Source organism: Clostridium sp. AM25-23AC (genome assembly GCF_003435125.1).
In the GTDB taxonomy this organism is placed as follows: domain Bacteria; phylum Bacillota; class Clostridia; order Lachnospirales; family Lachnospiraceae; genus Pilosibacter; species Pilosibacter fragilis.
The window spans coordinates 24,685-36,417 of the sequence record NZ_QWGI01000015.1 but is presented as its reverse complement, the minus strand read 5'-3'; the positions used below and the strand labels follow the sequence as shown (position 1 = coordinate 36,417).

Sequence of the window (11,733 nt, the reverse complement as noted above, 5' to 3'; positions counted from 1 at the left end):
GATTTCGCAGGTGGACAGATCAATCGATCACGTTGTTTTTCCTGCCTGATCCGGGTGGGAGAGTAATTGGCGTTGATACTCGAAAGGAGCTTATGATGATGAATTATCTGGAAATTGAGAAAGTCATTGGAAGAGAGATCTTAGATTCCCGTGGAAATCCCACGGTTGAGGCGGAAGTATATCTGGCAGACGGAACCATCGGGAGAGGAACCGCGCCGAGCGGTGCATCTACCGGCGAGTTCGAGGCGCTGGAATTAAGAGACGGAGATCAGGCACGTTATGGCGGAAAAGGTGTGACAAAGGCTGTTGAAAATATCAATACAATTATCAACGAGACCCTGACAGGCCTGGACGCGTCCGATATTTATGCAGTTGACCGCGCGATGATCAAGGCTGACGGAACAAAGGACAAGTCAAAACTTGGAGCGAATGCGATCCTTGCGGTATCTATCGCCTGCGCGCGTGCCGCAGCCATCTCCTTAGATATTCCGTTATACAGATTCCTCGGTGGAATAGGCGGAAACCGTCTTCCGGTTCCGATGATGAACATTATCAACGGCGGCTGCCATGCACTTTCCTCCGGTCTTGATGTTCAGGAATTTATGATCATGCCGGTCGGTGCTCCGTCCTTCAAGGAGTGCTTAAGATGGTGTGCAGAGGTCTTCCATGCACTGGCTGCGATCTTAAAAGAACGCGGACTTGCAACCTCCGTTGGAGATGAGGGTGGCTTTGCTCCGGCATTGAAGTCTGATGAGGAAGCGATCGAGACGATCCTCGAGGCAGTAAAGAAAGCCGGATATGAGCCGGGCCGTGACTTCAGGATCGCTATGGACGCGGCGTCCTCCGAGTGGAAGACAGGAAAAACCGGAGAGTACAAGCTCCCCAAGGCAGGAACTGTCTATACTTCCGAGCAGCTCATCGAGCACTGGAAAAAGCTTGTTGAGAAATATCCGATCATTTCCATCGAGGATGCCCTTGATGAGGAAGACTGGGAAGGATGGAAAAAGCTGACCGCAGAGCTTGGAACGAAGGTGCAGCTAGTCGGAGATGACCTTTTTGTAACAAACACAGAGAGACTTTCCAAAGGGATCAAGCTCGGCTGCGCAAACTCCATCCTGATCAAGTTAAATCAGATCGGTTCCGTATCTGAGACATTGGAGGCGATCAAGATGGCGCACCGTGCCGGCTACACAGCAATCTCCTCCCATCGCTCCGGTGAGACCGCAGATACGACTATTGCAGACCTCGCCGTAGCTCTCAACACCTGCCAGATCAAGACTGGTGCCCCGTCCAGATCCGAGCGTGTCGCGAAGTATAACCAGCTTCTCAGAATCGAGGAAGAACTCGGAGAGAATGGGGTATATCCGGGAATGGATGCGTTTCATGTAAACTAAGACAGATTTATAATATAAAATAGATATTCTCCAACTAAAACTTAAGGTATGATTGCACGAAGAGATCCCCGACGGCTGATGAGGCTATTGGGGGTCTTTTTATGGTGTGAACCATTGTATTATTGAAAGAATAAACGCTCTGCGAGGGTGCGCGGTGATTCGGACAAGAACATGTCAGCTTCGCTGACCAGAATCACGCGGCAAGTCTCTAATGGTCCGATAGGGCTATTGGAGACTTTTATGATATCCGCTGCTGCAAAAAAGACACAATTCTTCTAAAAATTAACACAATATTTTCACAGGCTTTTCACAAAAGTTTCCTAATCTATAAAATAGACAGTGACGATGTGTTATAAATGGAAAGGAAACGGAGAGAAACGGTTATGATGAAGGTTGGAAGGCGGATCGGGTTATTTTTGGCGGCGGCGCTTATACTTTCCGGATGCAGCAACAGTGCGGCAGAAATCGGGAGCAGCGCGGCGCAGACGGAAGCAGAGACAAGTCAGGCGGAGACGGAGCGTGCCGGGGAGACGGCGGTGACATCGCTGCCGCAGATCGACTCCACGAAATGGCAGTATAATTCTGATGATAAGATATACTGGCAGACAGGAATCTCCTACTGTGAGAATCCGGCAGATGAAAATTATGAGACACTTGGAATCTTTATTCCGGCGGCATACATGAACGCGAAGGACAACGGGGACGGAACATTCACCTGTGAGATTAATAACCAGGCGGCTGTCCAAGGATATACGGCGGACTCTGCGCCCATCGTGATTCCGGTCAATACGCCTGGATATTCCGCAATGGAAGCGCCGACAGACTATGTGACAGATTCCGTATCTTACACGAGCGCCGGATTTATCTATGTGGCAGCAGGCTGTCGCGGACGCGACGCAGGCGCACCGGCGGGAGTGACAGATCTGAAGGCTGCGATCCGGTATATCCGGTATAATGACGGTGTGATCCCGGGAGATGTGGACAGGGTATTTTCCTTCGGCATGAGTGGCGGAGGAGCCCAGAGCGCACTTTTGGGAGCAACCGGTGACAGCGAAGAGTATGAGCCATATCTGACAGCCATCGGCGCGGTCTCCGGTGTCAGTGATGCAGTGACCGGTTCCATGTGCTGGTGCCCGATCACGGAACTCGATTACGCGGATGAGGCGTATGAGTGGAATCTTGGGAGCACAAGAACGGACCTTACGGAGCAGGAACAGACGCTGTCAAACGGAATGGCAGAGGCATTTGCGCAGTATATCAATGATCTTGGGCTCAAGGATTCTTCGGGAAATGTGCTGACATTGACGGAGTCTGAAGAGGGAATCTATCAGTCTGGCACATATTATGAGTATCTGAAAGGTGTGGTGGAGACATCACTGAATAATTTCCTGGAAGATACCACGTTTCCGTATACGGTGGAGACGAAAAAAGGTCCGCGGGGCGGCGGAGAACGACCGGACGGCCAGAAACCGGACGGAGCGCCGCAGGGAGAAAATAGTGGTCAGAAGCCGGATGGAGCACCGCAGGACGGAAACGGAATGCCTGATGATATGCAGAAAGACGGTCAGAAGGATGGACGACTGGACGGAAAACAAGCTCAGGGAACATCGGATGAAAATAAAGCCGGAGATGATACGACAAAGACAAGGACAGAAAAAAATCGCAAAGCATCGGAAGAGAAAGCACCGGCAGACAAGAATGCGGACGGAGATGCAGCTTCGGATAAAGGAAACGGCGCTCCTGATTTCTACGCCATGGACGGAGTAGACCGCAATCTCTCCACAGGCGGCGTGACACTCTCCGGTACCTACGAAACTGCCCAGGACTACATCGATGCCCTGAATGCGGACGGTACATGGGTCAACTATGACAGCGCAACCAACACGGCGACGATCACCAGCATCGTGGATTTCACGAACGCATGCAAGCGTGCCTCCAAAGGAATCGGTGCGTTCGACGCCCTGGATGAGAGTCAGGCAGAAAACACCTTATTCGGATATGGCGATGGAACGACATCCCACTTTGATGCCACACTGGCAGCCCTCTTAAAGGACGACGAGACCTACGGCGCGGCATTCACAGAGGCGATGGAAAAGACCGATTCACAGGGAAATACTGTAACTGAGCGTGGAAATATGTATAATCCCCTGTACTATCTGTCCAGCTATTACGACGGTTACCAGAAATCCACCGTTGCCGACTACTGGCGCATCCGCACCGGAATCGCCCAGAGCGACACTTCTCTCACAACAGAAGTAAATCTGGCGTTGGCGTTGAAAAATTATGGCGCAGATGTGGATTTTGCGACAATCTGGGGGGAAGGCCATACGATGGCAGAGAGCACTGGGGACTCTGTGACGAACTTTATTGAGTGGGTTAATAAGTGTCTGAAATAAAAGTCTTAGATTAGGATATGATCAAAAAGGCCGATATGTCAAACCACTGTGATGGAAAGAGATATCGGTCTTTTATGTTCGCAGACGTACATCAGGCAGACGCTGCCAGTGGTAGGTTGTGCAGGTGGTTATTCAAGTCGAACGTCCGTGAGACTTGGCGCGTGATTCTGGTCAGCAAAGCTGACATATTCCATACAGAATCACTGCGCATCCTCGCGGAGCGCTTTTGTTAATTATAAAAGCTGCGATGAAAATTTGTGCATTAGAAGTCCTCCTGCTATCATGGATACGACATACAGCAGATTTCCCCAGAAGATACCAGCCGTACACGCGATTTCGTGGAAAACCGGCTGCGAGGACGGATGGAATGGGGATATGTAGAACATGTCAGCGTCAGCGGTGGGACCTGCGGCGATGTTGATCACACAGGCAATTACACAGCATAGGAAAAAGAACGGAAGAATATCCATATAATCCCGCCGTTCATGTCCGGCGATGCCTGACATACAGGATAAAAGTCCAAGGAAGAGCAGAGTAAAATGCCAGAGGAAGCCATGGAGCGTCATCGTCCAGTACGGATGCATGAGTCCTGGCGGCACAGCCAGGGCCATGATTCCGCCCAGCAGCCCGAAATCCTGAAGGAAGGTGGCGGCGCGGCGAAGTGTTTTTTCGGAGTGAAGGAGCGGTGCAGCAAGACAGATGTACATGGGAATGCTGCAGAGTTGGAATGGAAAATACCACCAGTCGAAATGCCCGTGAAATTCGATGACATATAAAAATGCCTGCTTATAGAGTTCCATGAGTGCAAGAAGTACTCCACAGGAAAAGAGAATATGGCGGAAATACGGTTCAGGCGATGCCATGGACCGTATTTTTTTGCCGAAAACCCGTGCAAAAGAGAACGCAAATCCTGCCCCAAAGAGAGTCAGCAGAATATGGAAGGCAGAATAAGGCACCGGGGGTGTCATCGGCCATGCGGTCATGCGCAGGATGGACTGGAGAAAAATGTACATATAAGGACCTTCTTTCAAAAGGATCGTATTCTGAAAATATTCGCAATTTGCTCGTTTCTCTTTGAAAAATAGCTGCTTACACATGTTTGGGCGGGAATCAGGGTTAAAAATCCTCCTGCAAGCAGGCCTGAGGCAGGTTTCTGACCTCTTGCCCCGACATCACAAATATTAATGGGAAATGAGGAATCTGTCAAACCTCACGGACGTTCAACTTGATTTTGGATTCTTTGATAGTCTGTCTGGAAATGTCCTATTTTATATGGTAAGATAAAAGAAAACTGTGGGGAGTGCGTATGGTGACAGGCGGCGGAGAAAAACGATTTCATGACCAGATATCATGGCTGATGTTTCTATTCAGCATATTTGTGATCTGGGTCCACTCTTATAATGTGGATCTGTTTTCCGGTGGGGCGCGGGATGGGATATGGAGTCTTGCGGACCGGATCGAAAATTTCGTGTCGGTGGGACTGGGACAAATCGCCGTTCCGGGCTTTTTCCTGCTGTCCTCCTACCTGTTTTTCCGGAATTTTTCCTGGGACAAGCTAGTCGGAAAATGGAAGAGCCGGGTATTCAGCGTCCTGATCCCTTATGTAGTCTGGAATCTCATCTACTATCTGGGTTATATGGCAGCATCCCGGTTTCTCGCCATACGATCCGTGGTCGGACGTGACATCATTCCATTTTCCGTGCAGGAGATCTGGCGGGCGGTCTCACAGTATGCGTATGCGCCAATCTTCTGGTATCTTTATCAGCTGATCTTCCTGATCATCGTGTCACCGATGATCTACGCACTTGTTAAGAATCGGGCGGTCGGTCTTTTCTGGATCGTGGGACTTGTGTTTGCGGTGCATCTCCATCTGGATATGCGCCATCCGAATACGGACGCCCTGCTTTACTATTCGGTTGCTGCATACTTTGCAGTCCATCGGCGCGGGCTGGTGGAGAGAAGTATGGAGGAAGAAGCAGCCGGGTGGAAGGAAGATCATGGAACGAAAGAAAAGAAAGCTGCTCCAGAGGACAAAGATGGAAATACAGCCAGTGTCATCCCGGACCATGTGAGAAGGCGCTGTTTTGCAGAAGGCCTGGCGGGAGTCATGATCTCTGTATTCTGTTACAGGAGGATGATGGCACCTGAAGCGGCCGTCCTCTGGACCTGCTTTTACCGCATGGCTGTGCCGATGACGTGCTGGGCTTTCGCCTGCGGAGTGCGTCTTCCGAAGATCCGTCCATGGATGCGCCAGAGCATGTTTCTTTATGCGATCCATTTTATCGTCGTACGATTCGTAAACAAAGGAACAGCCGTCGTGACGAGAAGTCTTGCAGGCACAACAACAGCCGCCGGAATCTCCCTGGTCGTCTATTTCCTGCTTCCGGCAATCGCAGTTATTGCCTCTTACATTCTCGCAAAATTCCTCGTCCGTTTCCTGCCGGGGGTGTGGAGAGTATTGTCCGGAGGGAGAAAACTGGAAGGATAGGGGGGAATAAGAACTGCAGAAAATCCGTTACTGTCTGCGTACCGCATGAACAGCAGCACGTAAAATTCAAACGTTCTTTTTTGTAAAAAATGCTAATAGTATTTCGATAAGAAATCCACTATACTATCAGTGAAAGAGTTAATCTTTCCTTCGCAGATGAGACGAGTGACGGTTCTGACTCGTCGGTAAAATAAAAAGTGACCGAGCGATGAGACGAGTGACGGTTCCGACTCGTCGGTAAAATAAAAAGTGACCGAGCGAAGAATCTTTGAGGGAGGAGAAATCCTCCCTTTTCTATACCAGTCTATTTTTCTTAGGGGATTCTTACCATGAATACATCAATTGAATTTTGTATAAAGAAATTAAGCAAAAAATTTTATCAGAGGTATCCATCTAAAATGTATGAGGAAATTCTAAGTAAAGAGGATAGACCATATTCATGTCTTCTTGTTAAACAACATGGATACTTGATATGTGTACCGTTTCGGACTGAAATACGTCATAAATATGCGTATCATTTCCAAGCATCAGAAAGATCGAGAAAGCATCATTCGGGATTGGATTTTACAAAAGTGGTAATTGTCACCAATCAAGAATTTATAAACGAGGATATCACTGTTGTTGATCAGGACGAATACAAAGAAGTTATATATAATATTGAAAAGATAGTAGATTCTGTGATAAAATTTGTTGATGATTATGTCGAACATATAAAAGGAATAAAAAAGCTTCATGAAAGAGAATTTGAGCGTCGATATCATTTTTCATCATTAAAGTACTTTGAGAGAGAATTGGGACTCAGTCAGAAAAAAGAATTGGAGGAAGAGGGTATGCTGAGAGATAACGTAAAAAAATACTATCTGGAACAGGATTACAATTGTGCGGAGACGATCTTAAGATGTATTGACGAGGAATACGGGATCGGTCTTACGGAAGATGATTTCAAGCTGGTCAGTGCGTTTGGCGGCGGAATGGGATGCGGATCATCCTGCGGCGCATTATGCGGTGCGATGGCAGCGCTGGGACGGCTGACGGTAAATACCCGTGCCCATGCGACCGATGGTTTTAAGGATACATGCGCAGATCTCGTGGAGGCATTCCGCAATAAGCTTGGAAATACAGATTGCTCAGAGCTGGTGAAAGTCTATAAGAAGGACGATGTGCGCTGTCTGGAGACGGTCTGTCTGGCGGCAGATGTATTTGAGGAGTTCTATAATACGTATATTGCAGAAAATAAGATTGGGAAAATTAAAGAAATGTGAACGGACGGAATAGGTTACTGCACACGGGTAGGAATTTTCTGAACTGAAAATTCCGTACAATACAGTGGTGGTAGTGGATTTTGCCGATTCGGAATGCGAAGCATCGGTAAAATCAGTTACTGTTTGCGCAAGGCGTGTACAGTAACCGGAATAGAACTGATATACTGTGAGAATTGTTCAGAGACTTGCAACATCAAAAACCATGTAGTATAATATATACGGTTAGTAAGAACTAACTTATATATTTTAAACATTTATAGTCCTAATAGATCAATACATGGTGAAAAAATGACATTACAACAACTGAAATACTACTGCATGGTCTGCGAATGCCACAGCATCACGCAGGCCGCGAAAAAATTTTTTGTGACGCAGCCAGCGGTTACGGCTGCGATCCGTGAACTGGAGAAGGAGTATGCGGTCCGCCTGGTGGATAAGGAAGGGAAAAGTATCCGGCTCACGAAGGCGGGGGAAGGATTTTACCAATATGCGTCCCAGATGCTGGATCACGCGAAGGAATTCGATGACCAGGTACATAATATGGTAAAACATACGAGAAATCTGCGGATCGGTCTGACAAAATCTGCGGGTTCTGCCGCCTACATGGAGTATTTTTCGAATGAGGCCGAAAAGTATCAGAATGTGGAGATAAAGGTGACCGTGGATTCTACATCAGAACTGATCGAGAAACTGCGGGACAAGAAGCTGGATGCCGTTCTGGTCCTGAATCACGGTGGAGCTCCAATGGAAAATGATTTGAAATGGGCGGAACTTAAGACTACAGAAATGCTGTACTGTGTCTCGAAAAACCATGCGCTGGCACATGAAGAGCGGATCACAGTACCGATGATTGCGAAAGAAAAGATGGTATCCACAAAACACGACCATTACAAAACAGAGGCATTACGGCAGATATTCTTACAGGCAGGTTATGAGGAGGGGCCGCAGGTCTCATGGAGATACGACCAGCAAAGCACGGCGCTTCAGATGATCGCCGCAAATATGGCGACAGGATACTTTCCGGCGGAGGCGATCCGTCAGAATGATGGAATCGTTGGGAAACAGTTGGAAGGCGATAAGCCTGTTCCAATCTGCATTGCCTGGACAAAAGACAGCTGGAAGCAGGAAGAAGTGCAGCAGTTTATAAAAGAGATCATGAAATTTTACGGGGCGGTCCGATAGCGGGCCGCCTATTTTGATGCACACTCGCACGAAGATGTAGATTGTCGCAAGCGCCCGCGCTCGGCGTGAGAATGTGCCGGGGCTCATTTTTAATGCATCATAGCTTTTATTTATAAATGAACAATTTTATTTATTTTACAAAATTCGAAAAATAATGTATAGTTAGTGATATCTAATTAGTGGTGACTAACCAATGAGCCATGTGTAAGGAGACAACAATGGATCGAGGAATTCTGGAAAATAATAAAAGACCGGCGATGTTCATCATGACCATCGCTCTGATCGTCCTGTTTCTGGTACTGATCTGTGTAGGACGATATCCGATCAGTCCGTTTCGGGCATTCGAAATTATAGGGAGATCGTTCATCGGAAAGACTGATGGAATGGATGTATACGAGTCAAGTGTTATACTGAGTATCCGCCTTCCGAGAATCCTTATGGGAATTCTGGTGGGGGCAGGGCTTTCTGTTTCCGGCGCGATTTATCAGGCCGTTTTCGGGAATCCACTCGTAAGCCCGGATATTCTCGGAGTCTCTTCGGGAGCTGGATTTGGCGCGGCGTTAGCGATCCTGTTATCGTGTGGCATGGCTGCTACACAGGTGATCGCACTCGGCTGCGGCCTTCTGGCAGTGGTGATCGTTCTGAACCTATCACGCATCAAGAGGCGCAGCGAACTGTTCGTGCTGGTGCTGTCGGGCGTTATTGTGAAGTCCATGTTTGATGCGCTGGTTTCCTTTATCAAGTACATTGCGGATCCGGAAGACAAGCTTCCGACGATCACCATGTGGCTGATGGGAAGTCTGGCAAATGTTTCATACAGGGATGTCCTGCTCTGCGCAGCAATTGAGATTCCGTGTCTGGCAGTGGCCATGATCCTTCGTTGGAAGATGAACCTGCTTTCACTGGATCAGGAGGAAGCCAGATCCCTGGGAATCAACGTCAAAAAGCTTCGCCTCGCCGTGATCCTGATTGCAACGATCATGACTGCGGTCACCGTGTCCGTCTGCGGTATCATTGGATGGATCGGTCTGGTGATTCCCCATATTGCACGACTTCTGATCGGAAATGACCACCGGACATTGATTCCGGCAAGTGTGCTTATGGGTTCAATCTACCTGCTGTTGATCGATACGGCAGCCAGAGCGGCCACAGCGGGAGAGGTTCCGCTGTCCATCCTGACAGCAATGGTCGGCGCTCCGTTTTTTGCCGTGATCCTCAGAAAGACGTCAGGAGGCAGGGAATGATACTGGGAGTAAAGAATGGAAGTTTTTCTTATGGGAAAAGGGAAATATTGAGGAATATCTCGTTTGACTTGGAAGAGCAGAAGATTATGACGATCTTAGGTCCGAACGGCGTGGGAAAAACGACTCTTTTAAAATGCATCATGGGTTTTTTGCCATGGAACGGGGGAGAGGCGCGGATCCTTGAGAAGAATTTAAAAGCATATTCCGATAGAGAACTCTGGAGACAGATCAGCTATGTGCCGCAGGCAAAACGGAGCGCATTTTCCTATGGAGTTCTGGAAATGGTCGTCATGGGGCTCGACAAAGAGAACAGTTTCTTCTATACTCCGAAAAAAGATCAGTTTGACAAGGCAAATGAGATGCTAAAGGAACTGGGCGTCGGAAAACTTGCAGGGAGGTACTGCAACGAACTTTCCGGCGGCGAGCTGCAGATGGTAATGCTTGCGCGGGCATTGGTCTCAGGACCGAAACTTCTGATCTTAGATGAGCCGGAGTCAAATCTGGACATGAAGAACCAGCTGCGGGTTTTGGACGCGATCTCGTATATCAATCAGGAAAAGAATACGGCCTGCGTCATCAACACACATTTCCCGGCTCATGCGCTGCAACTGTCAGACAAGACGCTGTTGCTGGGGCAAAATTACCGGCAGAAGTTCGGAGACACGGCGGAGATCATTACCGAAAACAATGTGGAAGAATTCTTCCAGACGCATGCCAGAATTCTGGATTTTTCAGCTGAAGGAAGAACCTACCGAACGATCGCACCTTACCGGATCGCAGACAATGACCGGAAAGAGGAGAAAGAGAGAGGAGAAAAATGAAGTATACGGTTTTAGGACGTTCAGGAATTTCCGTGTCCAGAATTTCCATGGGGACCCATCATCTGAATGATCCGGCAGATATGGACAAACATGTTCAGAACTTTTTATATGCCTATAAAAAAGGAATCAATTTTTTTGAGACATCCGTCACCTACGGGGAAGGATATTCGGAACTGATCCTGGGAGAGGCGGTGAAAGAAATGAAAAAGGGAGAACGCCCGTTCTTTATCATGTCAAAGACACATGCAGGAGATCATGAAACATTTAGACGGGATCTGGAAAATTCCCTGAAACGGCTTGGTGTGGACAGCATCGATGCGTTTACCTGCCTCTGGGGCGTTAAAAGCGGCGTAGAATGGAGCGGCGCGAAGGCATATGGAGTACTCAAAGAGATGGAGAGGGCCAGAGAAGAGGGATTGATAAAACATATCGCGATCTCCGCGCATATGAAAAATCAGGAACTCGAACCGATCGTAAAAGAGTATCCCTTTGACTACAGTGTGCAGGGGTTCAATGTGGTCAACAGCGCGTACCGGGCGGACGGACTGAAAGCAACATGGGAAAGCGGGGCGGGAACCATAGCCATGAATCCGCTGGCAACGGGAGATATTCTGAAATATTCCCATATTTTTGACGCGATACGGATCCGGGAAGATCAGAGTCTTGTGCAGGCGGCTTACAGCTATGTGCTGTCGATCCCATGGGTACATTCCGTTCTGGGAACCTTTAATTCAAAGGAACAGATCGATGAGGCATTGTCTGTTCTGGAAGAAGCGCCTTACAGTGAAGCGGAACTGAAAAAAGTGCAGACATGTCTGAAAGAGAGAATCAGAGGTACTTCTCTTAAAGAGCGGATCGACACTGGAAAAGGATTGCGCCAGAGACCGTATATCCTGCGGGAAGAGGCGGCAGATCTGATGGAGGTTTATCCTTTAAGTGTTTAAAT

9 protein-coding genes are annotated in these 11,733 nt (G+C 48.2%); 8 read left to right on the top strand and 1 reads right to left on the bottom strand.

Translation table 11 applies throughout. The annotated features are described in order from the left end of the window. Window positions 1-98: 98 nt before the first annotated feature. Window positions 99-1,394, top strand: a complete 1,296-nt coding sequence (eno, locus tag DW677_RS10375) for a phosphopyruvate hydratase (protein ID WP_117552670.1) — start codon at window positions 99-101, stop codon at window positions 1,392-1,394. Between the two features lie 383 nt (window positions 1,395-1,777). Further along, a complete protein-coding gene (locus tag DW677_RS10370) occupies window positions 1,778-3,790 on the top strand; it encodes a tannase (protein ID WP_117567135.1) in 2,013 nt (670 codons plus the stop codon). 233 nt (window positions 3,791-4,023) lie between these two features. Here DW677_RS10370 and DW677_RS10365 read toward each other — a convergent pair whose 3' ends face one another. Further along, the gene (locus DW677_RS10365; RefSeq protein WP_343220800.1) at window positions 4,024-4,590 is read right to left on the bottom strand and encodes a hypothetical protein; all 567 of its coding nucleotides are present in this window, start codon (window positions 4,588-4,590) and stop codon (window positions 4,024-4,026) included. A 506-nt stretch (window positions 4,591-5,096) separates the two neighbouring features. On the opposite strand from DW677_RS10365, the gene DW677_RS10360 reads away from it, so the two are divergent. The 6 genes from DW677_RS10360 to DW677_RS10335 all read left to right on the top strand — a co-directional run bounded on the left by DW677_RS10360 (window position 5,097) and on the right by DW677_RS10335 (window position 11,731). Beyond that, entirely contained in the window at window positions 5,097-6,278 is a 1,182-nt protein-coding gene (locus tag DW677_RS10360; RefSeq protein ID WP_117567133.1) for an acyltransferase, read from the top strand. Between the two features lie 830 nt (window positions 6,279-7,108). Continuing rightward, window positions 7,109-7,540 (top strand): C-GCAxxG-C-C family (seleno)protein, encoded by a 432-nt coding sequence (locus DW677_RS18315; protein WP_165859973.1) that lies wholly within the window; start codon window positions 7,109-7,111, stop codon window positions 7,538-7,540. Window positions 7,541-7,828: 288 nt separating this feature from the next. Continuing rightward, window positions 7,829-8,722 (top strand): LysR family transcriptional regulator, encoded by an 894-nt coding sequence (locus DW677_RS10350; RefSeq protein ID WP_117470450.1) that lies wholly within the window; start codon window positions 7,829-7,831, stop codon window positions 8,720-8,722. A 218-nt stretch (window positions 8,723-8,940) separates the two neighbouring features. Then, window positions 8,941-9,966 carry an iron ABC transporter permease gene (locus tag DW677_RS10345; RefSeq protein ID WP_117470449.1) on the top strand — a complete coding sequence of 342 codons (1,026 nt, stop codon included), beginning with the start codon at window positions 8,941-8,943 and terminating at the stop codon, window positions 9,964-9,966. Continuing rightward, a complete protein-coding gene (locus tag DW677_RS10340; protein ID WP_117567130.1) occupies window positions 9,963-10,787 on the top strand; it encodes an ABC transporter ATP-binding protein in 825 nt (274 codons plus the stop codon). The genes DW677_RS10345 and DW677_RS10340 overlap by 4 nt, the downstream gene beginning before the upstream one ends. Continuing rightward, window positions 10,784-11,731, top strand: a complete 948-nt coding sequence (locus tag DW677_RS10335; protein ID WP_117470447.1) for an aldo/keto reductase — start codon at window positions 10,784-10,786, stop codon at window positions 11,729-11,731. Before DW677_RS10340 ends, DW677_RS10335 begins: the two co-directional genes overlap by 4 nt. Window positions 11,732-11,733 lie beyond the last annotated feature (2 nt).